The organism is Clostridioides sp. ES-S-0006-03 (genome assembly GCF_020662275.1).
Classification (GTDB): Bacteria; Bacillota; Clostridia; order Peptostreptococcales; family Peptostreptococcaceae; genus Clostridioides.
In genome coordinates this window covers 373,092-390,512 of the sequence record NZ_JADGMM010000004.1, presented here as the reverse complement: position 1 = coordinate 390,512, position 17,421 = coordinate 373,092, and the positions used below count along the sequence as shown (strand labels likewise).

The 17,421-nt window shown below is 30.5% G+C and carries 14 protein-coding genes; 2 read left to right on the top strand and 12 right to left on the bottom strand.

What is annotated here, in order from left to right; genetic code table 11:
- Window positions 1-54: 54 nt before the first annotated feature.
- The 4 genes from IR151_RS07920 to IR151_RS07905 form a co-directional block, all read right to left on the bottom strand.
- Window positions 55-1,371, bottom strand: coding sequence for a PTS transporter subunit EIIC (locus IR151_RS07920; RefSeq protein ID WP_227433978.1), 1,317 nt, complete (start codon window positions 1,369-1,371; stop codon window positions 55-57).
- A 21-nt stretch (window positions 1,372-1,392) separates the two neighbouring features.
- A complete protein-coding gene (locus IR151_RS07915) occupies window positions 1,393-1,704 on the bottom strand; it encodes a PTS sugar transporter subunit IIB (protein WP_227433977.1) in 312 nt (103 codons plus the stop codon).
- A gap of 203 nt (window positions 1,705-1,907) precedes the next feature.
- On the bottom strand, window positions 1,908-2,612 hold the full coding sequence (locus IR151_RS07910; protein WP_227433976.1) for a GntR family transcriptional regulator: 705 nt from the start codon (window positions 2,610-2,612) through the stop codon (window positions 1,908-1,910).
- A 94-nt stretch (window positions 2,613-2,706) separates the two neighbouring features.
- Window positions 2,707-4,068 carry an MATE family efflux transporter gene (locus tag IR151_RS07905; RefSeq protein WP_227433975.1) on the bottom strand — a complete coding sequence of 454 codons (1,362 nt, stop codon included), beginning with the start codon at window positions 4,066-4,068 and terminating at the stop codon, window positions 2,707-2,709.
- A gap of 596 nt (window positions 4,069-4,664) precedes the next feature.
- Here IR151_RS07905 and IR151_RS07900 point away from each other — a divergent pair.
- Both IR151_RS07900 and IR151_RS07895 read left to right on the top strand, forming a co-directional pair.
- Window positions 4,665-6,428 (top strand): bifunctional homocysteine S-methyltransferase/methylenetetrahydrofolate reductase, encoded by a 1,764-nt coding sequence (locus IR151_RS07900; RefSeq protein WP_227433974.1) that lies wholly within the window; start codon window positions 4,665-4,667, stop codon window positions 6,426-6,428.
- A 217-nt stretch (window positions 6,429-6,645) separates the two neighbouring features.
- Window positions 6,646-7,797, top strand: coding sequence for a GGDEF domain-containing protein (locus tag IR151_RS07895; RefSeq protein ID WP_227433973.1), 1,152 nt, complete (start codon window positions 6,646-6,648; stop codon window positions 7,795-7,797).
- 96 nt (window positions 7,798-7,893) lie between these two features.
- Here IR151_RS07895 and IR151_RS07890 read toward each other — a convergent pair whose 3' ends face one another.
- From IR151_RS07890 to IR151_RS07855, 8 genes are all read right to left on the bottom strand, one after another.
- A complete protein-coding gene (locus IR151_RS07890) occupies window positions 7,894-9,612 on the bottom strand; it encodes a putative 2-aminoethylphosphonate ABC transporter permease subunit (protein ID WP_227433972.1) in 1,719 nt (572 codons plus the stop codon).
- Between the two features lie 4 nt (window positions 9,613-9,616).
- Window positions 9,617-10,606, bottom strand: coding sequence for an ABC transporter ATP-binding protein (locus IR151_RS07885; protein WP_227433971.1), 990 nt, complete (start codon window positions 10,604-10,606; stop codon window positions 9,617-9,619).
- Between the two features lie 104 nt (window positions 10,607-10,710).
- Window positions 10,711-11,760, bottom strand: a complete 1,050-nt coding sequence (locus tag IR151_RS07880) for a putative 2-aminoethylphosphonate ABC transporter substrate-binding protein (protein WP_227433970.1) — start codon at window positions 11,758-11,760, stop codon at window positions 10,711-10,713.
- A 420-nt stretch (window positions 11,761-12,180) separates the two neighbouring features.
- Window positions 12,181-12,849 (bottom strand): V-type ATP synthase subunit D, encoded by a 669-nt coding sequence (locus tag IR151_RS07875; protein WP_227433969.1) that lies wholly within the window; start codon window positions 12,847-12,849, stop codon window positions 12,181-12,183.
- A gap of 5 nt (window positions 12,850-12,854) precedes the next feature.
- Window positions 12,855-14,228, bottom strand: coding sequence for a V-type ATP synthase subunit B (locus IR151_RS07870; protein WP_227433968.1), 1,374 nt, complete (start codon window positions 14,226-14,228; stop codon window positions 12,855-12,857).
- Window positions 14,225-16,003 carry a V-type ATP synthase subunit A gene (locus IR151_RS07865; protein WP_227433967.1) on the bottom strand — a complete coding sequence of 593 codons (1,779 nt, stop codon included), beginning with the start codon at window positions 16,001-16,003 and terminating at the stop codon, window positions 14,225-14,227. The genes IR151_RS07870 and IR151_RS07865 overlap by 4 nt, the downstream gene beginning before the upstream one ends.
- Window positions 16,004-16,118: 115 nt before the next feature.
- Window positions 16,119-16,436, bottom strand: coding sequence for a V-type ATP synthase subunit F (locus tag IR151_RS07860; RefSeq protein WP_413927355.1), 318 nt, complete (start codon window positions 16,434-16,436; stop codon window positions 16,119-16,121).
- Window positions 16,429-17,406: a V-type ATP synthase subunit C gene (locus IR151_RS07855; protein WP_227433965.1), complete on the bottom strand. Its 978-nt coding sequence runs from the start codon at window positions 17,404-17,406 to the stop codon at window positions 16,429-16,431. Before IR151_RS07855 ends, IR151_RS07860 begins: the two co-directional genes overlap by 8 nt.
- Window positions 17,407-17,421: the final 15 nt, after the last annotated feature.

The window sequence follows — 17,421 nt, the reverse complement described above, 5'->3', positions numbered from 1 at the left end:
TATAATTTAGTATATATTACAGAACTTTATCTGTTTATTGTCGAATAAAATTACCTAGTTGTCAATTTTTGTTAATTTTTTAGCTTCCATTTTTTCAGATGCTATAACAAACGGAATATATATTAATATTGACAATATTAAATTAAATAGTGCTAAAGCTCCTCCAGTCCAATCACCTGTAGCCATTGCCCCACCTAATATAGGAGGTGTTACCCAAGGTATTTTAGGTAAAATTACTGGTGCTACTAATCCAAAATCTATTGCTAAATATGATACAGCACTACATACTACTGGTGCAAGTACAAATGGAATCATAAAAATAGGATTTAAAACTATTGGAAGCCCAAATATTAATGGTTCTCCTATGTTAAATATTGCTGGAGGTCCCCCTAACAATATCATCTCTTTACGTCTTCTTCCTGCTATTAATAAAGCTACAATTAATCCTAATACCATTCCTGAACCACCTAAATACACAAATGCATCAAAGAATGAACCTGCAAGTACATGATAGCCTTCAGTTGCACCTGCTTGAGCTAAGGCAGCGTTTTCTCCACCTAATTTCATAAGTATTGTTTCTGTAAAAGGAAGTGCTATATTTGCGCCATGAAGACCAACAGTCCAAAGTATATGAATTATAAATGCAATAAGCATTGTAGAACCTAAACTATCAGCTACATTTGATAGTGGTGCTCCTAAGTAAGTATTCAAAATATCTGTTAAGAAATTTCCATCTGAAAGCATTTTTATAAATATTCCTATTACAGTAAATATCATTATAGTCAACATTCCTGGTATTAACTTTGCAAATGATCTTGAAACTGCTGGTGGAACTCCATCTGGCATTTTTATAGTTAATTTCTTTACTTTAGATAATCTTACAAATATCTCAGCAGACAACAACCCTATTAATATAGAAGAAAATAGTGCTGCTGTTCCTAAGTAAGTCTGTTGTATCATTCCCCATCCTTCAACTGCGCTAGTACCACCTTCTGGAACTATCTTACCAATTTGTGGAGCCATTATAAAAAAGATAGATAGTGCTATAAGACCAGCTTGTAATCCATCACTTTCATAAGACTTTGCTAGGAAATAGGCAACACCTATTACTAAAAATACTGCCATCGTACCTATAGCTCCCCACCAAAGGTCTCCTCCAAACATAGTCCAATTTTCTCCAAATATACTTGCCATCAGATTTTTATATGCTTCTAATGGCAAGTTGTTTATCAATGTTCCCAATGCACCTACCATAGTTATAGGTATCATTGCTATAAATGCATCCCTTACTGCTACTAAGTGCCTTTGAGCTCCTACCTTTGCAGCTACAGGCACTATATATTTATCCATAAATGACATGAATTTTTCCATTTTACATCCTCCAGTACAACTTTATTTTGAATTATTTAATTCCACTGCTCTATCTAAGACAGCTTTCCCATTACATCTTCCATAATCCATCATATTTATAACTTCTACTGGAATATTATATGGTTTTGCCATTTCAGTTGCTTTTCCTAATACATATCTAACTTGAGGTCCTAAAAGTAAGACATCACAATTTTCTATTTCATTTTTTAAGTTCACTTCTGATATAGCCCATATTTTTGCTTCTATACCGTTTTCCTTCGCGGCATTCTCCATTTTTGTAACCAATAAACTAGTTGACATCCCTGCTGAACAAGCTAACATTATTTTTATCATTTTCTTACCTCCAAATTAGAATTTATTAAGTATCTTTTTAAGTCACAATATCTTTAAACTATACATTTAAAGTGTCCTTATTTATTAATTTTTATTTTAATGTATATATTTTATTTTTAAATGTATATACATTTATTTCTTGATATTATTATATATCAAATGTATATACATTTCAAGAAAACTTTTTCATTTTTTCTTAATTTTTATTCGACAACAGCACTTAAAGTTAAAGTATATCCATGATGATATGTGTGTGAGTATTCAAAAACCTCACTATTTTGCAACTTACAAACTTGATTTATATATAAAAGTGCTTCTGGTTCTTCAATTTCTAAATTAGTCATACATTCCTCATTTGATATTACAGCTTGTACTTCTCTCTCTGACATAGCTATTTTATATCCACATACTTCTTCCACAAAATTATAAAGTGAATTTTCACAATGAATTTTATTTAAATTTGGAAATAACTTAACTGGCATATATGTAATCATATATGAAACCCTCGTTTCATCTGCCAATCTTACTCTTTTTATCTCCCATACATTTTCTCCTAAGCTAATATTCAATTTACTTGATAATTCTTCATCTGCTTGAACTATTTCAAGAGATACCAATATATTAGATACTTTATAGCCTTTACTTTCCATCTCCTTAGTAAATCCACTTACAGAAGATATATTATCGTATATTTTATTTGCGAGTACTATACTTCCTACACCTCTTTGCCTAGTTATATAACCTTCCTTAACTAAATTATTTAATGCTGACCTTACAGTCATTCTAGTCACATTAAATTCTTCACTTAATTGCTTTTCAGATGGGATTAAATCCCCTTCTTTCAAACTATCTGAATTTATTAGTTCTCTTACATGATTTTCTATAACTTTATAAATTGGTTCTTTCATTTAATTCACTCCTCATCAATTCGAACTTTTATATGATAAGTTAATTTTATATACAAATAAACAAAATGTCTATACATTTAATATAAATTAAATTTTATTTAGATACCTTATATAATTTCCCAAGTTTAAGCAGATATATAAATAAACTTATCATTAATATTCCCTTTAATATACTTGATAGTGTTATACTCCACCAAACACCATTTAATCCTAATATTTCTGGTCTAGATATAAAATAAGCTAATGGTACTCTTGCACCAGTCAATACAGTAACTATTATAGAAGGTATATAGGTTCTACCTAATCCTTTAAAAGCTCCTGTTGTTATTATTTCTAGACACATAAAAAATTGAGAGTATCCTAATATTTTAAGATACATAGCTCCTTTTTCTATTGCTTCACTTTCATCTATAAAAACAGAAAAAATACTTCCACCTGCAAATATCAATACTAAGGTTGTCATTATTCCAAGTATAGAAGATACAATTATAGCTATTTTACATCCTTTATTTATTCTAGAATACTTTTTGGCTCCATAATTTTGTCCAACAAAGCTTCCTAATGCAACAGCTAATCCTTCAGCAGTCATCCATGATATTGCTTCTATTTGTGACCCTACTTTTTGCACTGCAACTGCAACAGGCCCCCATGAAGCCACTATTACACCAAGTAACATTGAAAATATTGTAAACATTCCACTTTGTATAGCTACAGGAAAACCTAACTTATATAACACTTTATAGTATTTAAGTTCTATTTTTCTGAAGATTTTTATCTTAAAATACTCCTCTTTACTCTTAAGTATTATATATAGAAAACATGTAGTAACTACTATTTGTGCAAATACAGTAGCAATAGCAGCCCCTGCAACTCCAAGTTTTGGAGCAGGTCCCCATCCAAAAATTAGCACAGGGTCAAGTATAATATTAGTTATTAGCCCTATTGTATTGATGCAAAAAGGTGTTCTACTATTCCCAAGTCCATTGAAAATTGCAGTAAATACTGGATTGATAAAATAAAATACCATACCTAAAGCTACTATTATTAAATATTGTCTGGACATAGATATAACTTCTAAATCTCCCAATCTGAAAAAACCTATTAGTTGTTTATTGAGTACTATCAAAACCATAGTATATATTATTGCCAACATAAGGTTTATTTCTATTGCTGATTTTATATATGATTTAGTAGTGCTTATATTATTTTCTCCTATACTTTGTGCTACCTTTACTTCACCACCTACTTTTGAAATCATAATAAATGCCATTGCAAGCCATGGAAAAAATCCCGCTGTCCCAACTGCAGCTACTGCTTTACTTCCAGCTTTACCAACCCATATCATGTCTATCATGTTATATCCCATTTGTATAAATGAAGTCCCCATTATTGGGAGTGATAGTTTAAGTAACTTTTCAGTAATACTTCCTTCTGTTAAATCAAGTCTATTTTTCATTTTCCACCTCTTTTATATTATAATTATAAAATTAAAAAGCCCTTTAATTGTACACTTAAATCAACTACTATGTTTATTTAAGTAAATTTACCATTATAAATAAATTTATTATATTTAAACTCAATAAGTTGAAATAAAGTTACTAATTTAAAATGATTTTTAGCTTCTACTTTTCTAATCTACCATATATTATTTCTCTGTAACAGTACATTTAACACCTTGAATATCTATATTATTCTTCCCAGTCATTAATACAAATTCTACTCTGTACAATATACCCCATTTACAAGAATTTACTTATAATATAGCATTTTTAGATTATTTAATATATATTACCTGTCTATGTAGTTTCAAATTGTGTTAACTATAATAAAATATGGTAATGTTTATCATTGATTTTCAGCAATAGATATAATTATATAACTATCTCACGCCTATGGTTCTTATTTTAATACCATTAAGTAAATATATCAAAATCTCCAACAAACTTGTTATATAAGCCAATATATTCCACTATATTTCCCAAATATTGACAAGTTTTTTTGGGGTTGATATACTAATACTTAAAATATTTTAAATTCGTATGAGGTGAAGCAATGAACATAAATGAATATATCAAAGACTCTGTTTTAGTTTTTGATGGTGCAATGGGTACATACTATTCCAAACTAAAAAATAGTCCTTTCAATTGTGAAATAGCCAATATAAATGATGCATCTACAATATTGTCTATCCACGAGGAATATATAAAAGCTGGATGTATGGCTATTAAGACAAATACTTTTGCAGCAAATGAAACACTTCTAGAGTGTGATTTTAAAACTGTCAAAGATATTATAAAAAGTGGGTATGAAATTGCATTAGAGGCAACAAGAAATACAGATGTATTTATATTTGCTGATATTGGTCCAATACCTGCTCTAAATGATAGAAATTTGTTACCTGACTATAAGAAAATAGTAGATGTATTTTTAGAAATTGGAGCAACTAATTTTCTATTTGAAACATTTAGTAGTGATGAATATTTACCAGAAATCTCAAGTTATATAAAAGAAAAACAACCAAATGCATTTATCTTAACAGAATTTGCAGTTAATCCAGAGGGCTTTACTAGACTTGGAAAAAGTGGAACTAACATCTTTAAATCTATTTCCAAGGACAAAAATATTGATGCATTAGGATTTAATTGTATCTCTGGCCCACACCATTTATTACATTTTATAAAGACACTTGATATTAATGACAATATAGTTTCTATTATGCCTAATGCAGGCTATCCAACTATTATCAATAATCGTACATTTTTTGAAGATAACTCAGACTATTTTTCAGAACAGATGCTAGAAATATTAAATCAAGGGGTTCATATACTAGGTGGATGCTGTGGTACAACACCTGAATTTATTAAAAAAACTGTTGAAATAATAAATTCTTTATACAAAGGCAATGTTGCCATAAAAAATGATATTTCTCCAAAAGAAAAAATTAAATCTGTGGCAAAAAACGAACTCTTAGAAAAGCTTGATGGAGGTAAAAAAATTATAGCAGTTGAATTAGACCCTCCTATTGATACAGATATTGAATTTTTTATGAATAGTGCTGAAAAACTAAAAAACTACGGAGTTGATGCAATAACAATTGCTGACTGCCCTATAGCAAGAGCAAGAGTTGATAGTAGTTTATTAGCTTGTAAAATAAAGAGAGAGCTAGACATCACTCCTATTCCACATATGACATGTAGAGATAGAAATATTAATGCTACAAAAGCTCTTCTTTTAGGATTAAATATTGAAAACATAAACAACGTGTTAGTAGTAACTGGAGACCCTATACCTTCTGCTGAAAGAGATGAAATAAAGGCCATGTTCAGTTTTAACTCTTCTATACTAGCAAATTACATAAAAACTTTAAATAAAGATACCTTTAATACTCCATTTAATATATTTGGAGCTTTAAATATAAATGCAACAAACTTTGATTCTCAACTTAAGCACGCTAAGATTAAAATAGAAAATGGGGTTACTATGTTTTTAACTCAACCAGTTTTAACAGAGCAAGCTTTATTAAACTTAAAAAAAGCTAAGGAAATACTTCCTGCAAAGATACTAGGTGGAATTATACCTGTAGTAAGTTACAAAAATGCTTGTTTTATGAATAATGAAATTTCAGGAATTACTGTTTCACAAGACATTATAGACATGTACAAAGATGCTTCAAAAGAACAATCTACTAAACTTGCTATCAATATATCAACTCAAATAGCAAAAGAAATTGAACCTTATGTAGATGGTTATTATATTATTACACCATTTAAAAGAATTGACATAGTATGTGATATATTAGCAGGTATTAATAAATAAAATAATTATAATATAAATAGTATTTATATTATAATGTTTATTTATTAAAGTATAGTGTAATTTTAAAAAGCCTTGTATTTGAATCTTTTAAGCTAAATTATAGATTGTAATTTTTAGATGATTTTGATAATATAGATGTATATTATGGTAATATTTATAGATATACATTAATTATGGGGAGATTTTGTGAAATATTTTTTTACAAAAAATTTGGGATATGGAAATAAATAAAAAATTCAATAGAGTTGATATGCAAGTTTCAATACTTACTGCAATTATTGTAATAATTTCTTCTTCATGTGTTTATTTTTTTAATTATGCACTCACTTATAATGATATGATTTATACTTTAAGTGAGAGGTCAAGACATATATATAAGTATGTAGAAAAAAATCTTGATAAAGATACCTTTATTGAAATTAATTCTGAAAAAGACCACTCAAAAGAGTCTTATAAAAGTGCTAAAGTGCTATTGGAATCTGTAAAAAATACTACTGGAGTTATGTACTTATACACTGCAAAAAAAACAAAAGATGGCTCATTAGTATATGTTGTTGATAGTTTAGATTCATCTAGAAGCGATTTTAGAAATGCTGGTGATTTGATAGAAAAAGAGATTTGGGGTGACCTTAACAAAGCACTAGATAATAATATATTGCTACCTAAAAAAATAAAAAAAACATCTTGGGGACATATATTTATATCGTACTTTCCCATCCATAATGATGTTGGTAAAGTCGTTGGAGTAATGGGAATTGAATTTGAAGCAAAACATCAATACAATACCTTTAGATTTATAAGTATAGTTACTCCTTTTATAGCTTTATTAACCTGTTTAATATCAGCATTAGTAGCAGTAATCCTGTTTAAACGTATATCTAATCCTACATATACTGATTTTGCCAATACTGATTATCTAACAGGATTAAAAAATAGAAACGCTTTTGAAATAGATATGAATAACTTAAACAATTCAAATCTTAAACAACCAATTTCTATAATGTCAATAGATTTAGATGGCCTTAAAAAAATCAATGATAAATTTGGCCATCAAACAGGAGATTTATACATTAAAAATGCAAGTAAAATTATACAAGATGTAATAAATAAAAAACATATAGTTTATCGCGTTGGTGGAGATGAGTATATAATTATTTTAAAAGATTCCTATCATGAAGAAATAGATAGTATTGTCAATAAGATTAATTTAAAAATAATTGAAGAAAACGCTACTAATGAATTAAATTTATCCATGTCTATTGGATATGCAGTTTTCGATGAAAACTTAGACAACTCTTTATTTGATACATACCATCGTGCAGATTCTGAAATGTATTGTAACAAAAGAAAAATTAATAAAAACGATTAATATTTATTTTAAATTTATATAAAAAAGTCTATTCTATAAACAATAAATTATAAGAATAGACTTCTTTAATATGTGTATTTTTATACAATAACTTCTTTAGTTAAAATTTGCTCTTTTTTCCAAACGATTTTTTATAAATTCATGTATTACCTTAACTAGTACATTTGTAATTAATATCAATACAGCTAGTGCTGCTGCTTGTGCTGTACTTCCCTTATCATCTAACTGTACAATTGATATAGCTGCTACCTTTGAACTTGCTGTATATATAAATACTAGTGCTGATATTGTTACCATAGAATTTAAGAAAAAATACATAAAGTTTTCTAAAACTGCTGGTAAACAAAGTGGTATTGTTACATTCTTAAGAATTGATGCACTATTTATTCCCATTGATTTTGCCACCATGTCTAATTCTTTGTCCACTTTCTTAATAGCTGTAGTTGCAGTTATAAAAGCTACTGAGAAAAAATGTACCACATTGCATATAACCATAATAAATAATGTTCCATACAATCCATTAAACAAGTTCTTAATGTATATTGTATCCATTAGATTAAACTCTAATTTATTAAAGAATAGTACATAAGCTATACCTAACACTAACCCTGGTAATGCCATAGGCAATGTACTTAAAAAATACCCAAATGATTTTAAATATGGAGCTTTTTCTGTTTTTTCGTTTAGATATGCAAATAAGAAAACAAAACTTGTCCCAAGAATAGCTGTCAGTAATGACATTTCTATTGAATTTATAAATGGCTTAATTCCATCAATACTACTTTTCATAGAAAAGTGTTCAAGTGTGAGTCTTAAATCATATGGCCAAACAGATATTAGTGAAGATAAGATTACAGTCAACATTACAGCTATTATTCCAAATGCAATAATTCCTACAATGACTCCAAATATACTGTCTCTTAACTTATTAAATTTAACCTTATATGGGATTGATTTTGAATTTATATATGAATTTTGATTTTTTTCGATTTTTTTAGTTACTATAAAAGATATTATTGCAGGTATCAAAAGTAATATTGATACAGTTGCTCCCATAGGCATATTTTGCTGTCCTATAATTTGCTTGTATACATCTATTGATAATACATTGAAATCTCCTCCAATAACTTTTGGAGCTCCAAAGTCTGTAAAGCACAATGTGAATGATACAAATGCTGAACTTATTAAAGAGTACTTAATGCTAGGTATCGTTATACTTAAAAACTCTCTTATCTTGCTTATTCCCATAGCATTGCTAGCTTCATATAATCTATAATCAGTTGAATTTAGTGATATATAAAGTATCTGAAATGATTGAGGAAATACATATATAATTTGTGCTAATACTATTCCAATTGAACCATATATCGGAATATTTATTCCAAGTAAATTAGTCACTACCCCTTGATTTCCAAATAAATATACCAAACCTATAGCATGCATCATTGTAGGGGCAAACATAGGAAACATCGCTATAGATTTAAGAAGTCCTTTAAACTTAATCTTTGTTCTTGTTAGTGCATATGCATACACTAGTGCGAGAGTTAAAGATATTACAGTTGATATAACAGATACAAATATTGTATTTTTCAGAGAATTTAACAGTGCTTCAGAAGCTAAATACTCTTTAAAATTTTGTAATCCAACAAAAACTCCATCTTTATCTAAAAATGCTTGTACAAACAGATAGATTATGGGTGCCAATAAAAATATTACCAAAGACATAACTAATACTGTAAGCATACATTTTTTTATATCTAAATTTATTTTAGATTTAATATTTAAACTTTTAGAACTTATAGCATTATTATTCATATATTTATGCTCCTTTAACTTTTGGATACTTTAAATAGTATTTTTCATCTATACTTACACTTACAAAGTCACCCTCTACTAAATTTAAATTAACCCATTCTTTTATAGAAACATCACTTATTATAAAATTTTCATTTAATTTATCTTTTATTTCCACTCTCAATAGATTCCCTCTAAATTCTATATTAGATATTGTTCCATGACAATTTTCTTTTGTTGACTTTTCTATTTGAACATATTCTGGTCTTACAGTTAATATAGAATCTCCTCTATCAAAACAGTTTGTATCTCCTATAAATTGAGCTGTAAATAGGTTTTGAGGATTTTGATATATTTCTTCTGGAGTCCCTATTTGCATTATGTCACCGCCATTTAAGATTGCAATTTTGTCTGCCATAGTTATAGCTTCTTCCTGGTCATGTGTTACCATTATTGTTGTTATATTTAATTCTTTCTGTAGTTTTTTAATATCCATTCTAAGTTTGTGTCTAACTTTTGCATCAAGTGCAGACATTGGCTCATCTAAAAGTAAAAACTTTGGCTCAAGTGCTAATGCTCTTGCTATTGCAATTCTCTGTTGTTGACCTCCTGACAATGCTTTAGGATACTTATGAGCTTCATTACTCAATCCAACTGTTTCAAGCACTTCTCTAACCTTCTTATCTATCTTTTCTTTTGGTACCTTTCTTTCTTTAAGCGGAAAAGCTATATTATTATATGCTGTCATATTTGGAAATAATGCATATGATTGAAATACTATCCCAAAACCTCTCTTTGATGGCTCTAACTCTGTTATATCTTTATCTTGAAGAATTATAGCTCCACTATTTACATCTTCAAGCCCTGCTATTATTCTAAGTAATGTAGTTTTTCCACATCCACTAGGTCCAAGTAAACATAGAAACTCACCTTCTTCAATATCTAAACTAATATTGTTTAACACTCTTTTTTGGTCATAACTCTTGAACACATTATTTATTTTTAAGTAACTCATATCTAATCTCCCCTTATACAATTATATTTGTTTTTTTAATTTTATATTTTAATTTTTCTTATAAATTTCTTTTCTCTATTTCTATTAAAAAATCCATTTAACTTTTACTTACTTTCAGATTTTGAACCATACTTCGATTCCCAAGTTTTTAACACTGCACTTCTATTTTTTGATGCAGAGTTTAAATCAACTTCTTTAATCAGCTGTTCTAATGGACGTTTAGAGTAACCTTTTGGTACAGGATTATCTGTCTTTATAGAAGTCACTGCTACTTCATGTGCATATCTGTCCATAGCTGAATCACTTATTGCCCAATCTAAAAACAATTTTGCTTCTTTTTTTATATTATCTTTCTTAACCAAAGCATTTGCTTCTAAATCCCAACCTGAACCTTCTTTTGGAAATACTACTTCTATAGGTTCTCCACTAGACAATTGCTGTGTAGCTCTATATCCAAGTGTAATGCCTATTGGGTATTCTCCTGAACCAGCTAGTTTTGCAGGTTTCGAACCTGAATGTGTATATGTAGCTATATTCTTATGTAGTTTATCCATGTAATTATAAGCTTCTTTTTCACCCATCATTTGAATAAGTCCTGATACTGTAAGATAACCTGTACCAGATGATGCTGGATTTGGCATTGTTATAAGACCTTTGTACTCTGGTTTTATTAAATCATTATATCCTTTTGGAACATCTAGGCCTAATTTTTCAAGTTCTTTGTAATTAACTACTATTGCTGTCTCTGGTACACTCATACCTACCCATGATACATCTTTTCCAGTATCCTTAAATCTCTTATCTACCTTGTCATAATTTTTAGGCTTATATGCTTCAAGTGCCCCATCTTCTTTTAGTTCTATCATATTCATTGCTGATAATCCCCATATAACATCTGCTTGTGGATTATCCTTTTCTGCTAATAATTTTGAAGCTATTACACCATGAGAATCCATAACTATTTCTACATCAATATTAGGATACTCTTCTCTAAATCCTTCCATATAGTAAGCTATTTGCTCTTCTTCTAATGCTGCATATATTGTAAGTTTATTATTTCCTTTTCCTTGAGTAGTTTGTGGTGTTGTTGATATGCAACTTGTCATAAATGCAATTACTACAATACACAGACAAGTAAATATAAATTCTTTCATATCTTCCCCCTTTTTGTGTTTTTGTCTTTTTTTAATTGTTTTTTATTGTTTTTGCTTATGTTTATATAATACACCTAATTTGTTAATACGAAGTTAAGTGTAAATTAACAGTTCGTTAATTTTTAGAAATTTTTGTTAAATTTATTATTTTTTTACAAAGTTCTAGGCATATAGACCATTATATCTTCATAAAAATTCTTATAAAAAACACCCTTTTACCCATATGAGTATGATTTTATTTGAGCTTTTTTATATACAAGGTAGAATATACATAACTTTTACATCTGGAGTATTGAAATGAATATTGAGAGATTAATAGGTAATTAATTGATACCGCCAATTCCGAATATGTGCTTACTTGCACTAAAAAGCCTAACTCCTATAAACTAGGATGTTAGGCTTATTTTTATAAGTATTTAATTATCCAACCAAATCATTTTTCTTTTTTTCTTCAAGTGCTTTTTTAAGCACCATATCCTTAACCTTCATAAGTCTAGTAGTACTTGCTCTCTCATTTTCTTCAAGCTTCATAGCAATATACTTAATAGTTTCAATGTAATTTGGTATCATTACATTTTCAAGAGCATTAACACGTCTACGTGTCTTTTCTATCTCTTGTGCAAGAAGCTGTGCACTTTTTTCACTTTCTGCAAGTCTTAAAAGTGGTTCCATTGCATCTGAAAATGCTTCCATAGCAGAATCTAATTCACCTGATGTAAAAGCAAGACCATAAGGATAAATATCACTTTGATTGTTTTCAGTTTTAAAGTCAAACACAGGAACATCAACACTCATTATGTTTCTTGTAGAAATACCTACAGAAACAGATTGTTTTGGCATCATAAGTGCTGAACCTAGATACTCCTGACTCATAACTGCCCTTGCAATTATAAAATTTTTATAAGCAGCATCGAGAGCATTTTCTGCTTCTTCACGTAATCGCTTATTTTCTCTTACAATTTCAAGAAATTGTTTCATAAGTTCATCAAGCTTATCTTTAAGAAGCTTATGACCTCTTGTCGCAGTTTTAAGGAGTTTCTTAAGTCTAGTCATTTCCATACGTGTTGGATTTATATTTAATCTAGCCACAGATATCACTCCTTAGGCATATATTTTTCAAAATATTCATCACGAATACGTTTAAGTTCACTTTTTGGTAACATACTAAGAAGCTTCCATCCAATTTCTAATGTTTGCTCAATAGTTCTGTCAGTTCTAAATCCTTGTGAAACGTATTCTTTCTCAAATTCATCTGCAAATTTTGCATACATTAAATCAATTTCAGAAAGTGCAGATTCACCCAATATTGCCATAAGTTCTTTTGCATCTTTACCTCTTGAATATGCTGCAAAAAGCTGGTTCATTGTATCTGCGTGGTCCTCACGAGTCTTACCTTTACCAATTCCCTTATCTTTAAGACGAGAAAGTGATGGTAAAACATCTATAGGAGGCTGTATATCTTTTTTATAAAGTTCACGGTTAAGTATAATTTGTCCTTCTGTAATGTATCCTGTAAGGTCAGGAATTGGATGTGTTTTATCATCCTCAGGCATTGTAAGTATTGGAATCATTGTTATAGACCCTTCATGTCCTTTCATTTTTCCTGCTCTTTCATACATTGTAGCAAGGTCAGTATAAAGATAACCTGGATATCCACGACGTCCTGGAACTTCTTTTTTGGCTGCGGAAACTTCACGTAATGCTTCTGCATAGTTTGTAATATCTGTTATTATAACAAGTACATGCATATCTTGCTCAAAAGCAAGGTATTCTGCTGCTGTAAGTGCCATTCTAGGTGTAGATACACGCTCTACTGCTGGGTCATTTGCAAGGTTTACAAATACCACAGAACGGTCAATTGCTCCTGTTGCTTTAAAATCACTTATGAAGAAATCTGCATCTTCAAAAGTTATACCAACAGCTGCAAATACAACGGCAAACTTAGAGTCAGTTCCACGAACTTTTGCCTGTCTTGCAATTTGAACTGCAAGATTAGCATGTGGCAAACCAGAACCTGAGAATATAGGAAGTTTTTGCCCTCTAACCAAGGTATTAAGCCCGTCTATAGCAGAAACACCAGTCTGTATAAACTCAGCTGGATAATCACGTGCTGCTGGATTTATAGGTGCACCATTTATATCAAGTCTTTTATCTGGTATAATTTCTGGTCCACCATCAATAGGTTTACCCATCCCACTAAAAACACGACCTAATATGTCTGGTGAAACTCCAAAATCAAGACTCTTTCCTAAAAAACGTACTTTACTTTCAGCAAGGTTTATACCTGTTGAACTTTCAAAAAGTTGAACAAGTGCAGTATCTTCATTTACTTCTAGAACTTTACAACGACGAATTTCTCCACTTGAAAGCTCAATTTCTCCAAGTTCATCAAATTTTACACCTTCTACGCCGTTTATTAACATAAGAGGACCAGCTACCTCTTGTATTGACTTATATTCCTTTATCATAGTTCTTCAGCCCCCCTCTTCTTAATAAGGTCAGCAAGCTCGTTGTCTATTTCATCTTCAATTGCATCGTAAGCAGCATCTAGTTTATCTTCTTCTACATACTTAGCACGACCAATCTTTTCAAGAACTGAAAGCTTGATAATATCATTTATAGTAACATTTTGCTTAATAGCATCTTGTGCTGACTTATAGAATTTTAGAATAAGCCCCATCATTCTATACTGTTTGTGAAGTGATGTATAAGTATCAACTTCATGGAAAGAGTTTTGATGAAGGAAGTCCTCTCTTATAGAACGAGTGACTTCTAGTATCAATCTATCTCCATCTGAAAGTGAGTCAACACCAACCAATTGAACTATCTCTTGAAGCTCAGATTCAACTTGCAAAAGTTTCATAGCTTGAGCTCTTTGAGCTGAGAAATTATCATTTACATTTTTATCTGCCCATACATCAACTTTCTCCTGATAAAGTGAATAACTTGTTAACCAGTTAATTGCTGGGAAGTGACGTTTATATGCTAATGAAGCATCAAGTCCCCAGAATACTTTTACTATACGAAGTGTTGCTTGGCTAACAGGTTCTGATGTATCACCACCAGGAGGAGAAACAGCACCAATTGCTGTAAGAGTTCCTTCTCTATCATCCATACCTAGACAGTTTACTTTTCCTGCTCTCTCATAGAATTGAGCAAGACGCGAACCTAAATACGCTGGGTAACCTTCTTCACCTGGCATCTCTTCCAAACGCCCACTCATCTCTCTAAGAGCCTCTGCCCATCTTGATGTAGAATCTGCCATAAGTGCAACACTGTATCCCATATCTCTAAAATATTCAGCTATTGTAATACCAGTGTATATAGAGGCCTCACGTGCAGCAACTGGCATATCTGATGTATTAGCTATAAGTACTGTTCTTTGCATAAGTGACTCACCTGTTCTTGGGTCTTTTAGTTCAGGGAATTCAAGAAGAACATCTGTCATTTCATTTCCACGTTCTCCACATCCTATATATACAACTATATCTGCATCTGCCCATTTAGCAAGCTGATGCTGTGTAACAGTTTTTCCACTTCCAAAAGGTCCTGGAATAGCTGCTACCCCACCTTTTGTAATTGGGAAAAATGTATCTATAACTCTTTGACCTGTAACAAGAAGTGAATCTGGTGTTTTCTTTTCCCTATATGGTCTTTCTTTTCTAACTGGCCATTTTTGCATCATAGTTACAGCTATATCATTACCTTTTTCGTCTGTGATAACACAAACTGTATCCTCAACAGTAAATTCTCCAGAATATATTTCTTTTATAGTACCTTTTACGCCATAAGGAACCATAATCTTACATTCCACTACAGCAGTTTCTTGAACTACCCCAATTATATCTCCTGCTACGACTTTATCACCCGCAGATTTTTTAGGTTTGAATTCCCATTTAATTGTTCTATCAAGTGAAGATACTTCAACACCTTTAGTTATATTAGTACCTGAAATTTCATACATTTTTTCAAGTGGACGTTGAATACCATCATAAATAGTTGAAATAAGACCTGGCCCAAGTTCAACACTCATAGGCATTCCAAGAGAAACCACTTCTTCTCCTGGTCCTAGACCAGAAGTTTCCTCATAAACCTGTATAGAAGCCTTATCTCCATGCATTTCAATAATCTCGCCTATAAGATGTTTATCAGAAACTCTTACGACGTCAAACATATTCGCATCTCTCATGCCCTCCGCTACAACAAGCGGTCCTGACACCTTTACAATTGTGCCTGTTTTCATATTCTCTCACCTGCAATCATATACTTTATCAAAATTTAAATATTCCCTCCTATATTTTATCAATACATTTTTTAGCATTAACAAAATTTGAGATTGTCTCTTATTCAATTTGCATCTATTTTTTAAATAATATATCTGCACCTATAGCACGTTTACTAGATTCTCTTACTTCATTCATACCTAATCCCATACTTCCTCCAATACCTGGAATAACTATAATAGCAGGAAGTTGATAGTCTTTGTATTTTGCTATTGATTCTTTTGCAAGCAATGACGCCTGTTCTGTAATATAAATTATCGCATATTCATCTTCAACCAACTTATGTATACTTTTTTTAATTTCGTCACTATCATAGGCTGGGAAGATATCTATTCCAAGAGCTAAAAATCCCATGATGCTATCTTTATCTCCAACTACTCCTACCTTATACATAAGCATCCCTTAGCCTTTCTTTTATAGTATCTGCGTCTATATTATTAAGCTTACTAGTCATAATAATCCTAATTGTTTTTATTTCTGATTCTTTAGCATATAAATATGCAATTAGCGGTTCTAGTGTAAGAGGTTTAAATTTTGCATCTCTAACATATTCCATAAGATAATCATCACAAAGTTTTTCAAAGACAGTAAATCCACTATCCATGCCATTTTTACAGACATCAGAGTAAGAAGTAGATTTAAAACATGATGCTGGAGTGTCTGAAGAAAAAGCTTCTAAGAATTTTTCTTTATCAAGTGAGCCACCTGAAACAAACACATTCATAAACATATCAAAATCTTTCTTCATGTTTTTAACTCTTATAAAACTCTTTAGATTTGTTAAATCACAAACTTTCATAACATAATCTATTACAAATTTATTTTGACTTTCTGTAGCTGTCTCTTTCATACTTGAAAAAGTTGCTTTATCTAAAACAATATCAACCATCTGACCATTTTGTGTTTTACTATAAATATCAAATGCATCTATTATTGCTCCTGCCATTATCTTAGGTAAATCACTAAAACTACGATTTGCTAAAGATTCTTTAAGCTTCGCAAGTGAAATTGTACCTCCATCAATTAAGTACTTTTCACCATCTACACCAGAAATTTCTTCTTTAATCAAAACTTTTAAGTTATGATAATCATTTTTATAAAGGAATACATCAACAAATTTTTCTTCAGGGGCTAGACCTTTAAGAATTTCATATGTTTTAGATAATTCTTGAGTCAAAACATTCTCAAAATTGTGAACATTATTATTTGACGAATCCGTATAACCCGCTTCTGCTATAATTCTTAAAGAGTCTTCAGGGCTTTTAGCTTCTGCCATTTGAATAAACATTTGTCTGTTAAGAAGCTGTTTTTCAAGCACTCTTATTCGTGCCACGGCATAGGGATAAGTTTTTTCTTCTGCCATCTTTTAACCCCCCTC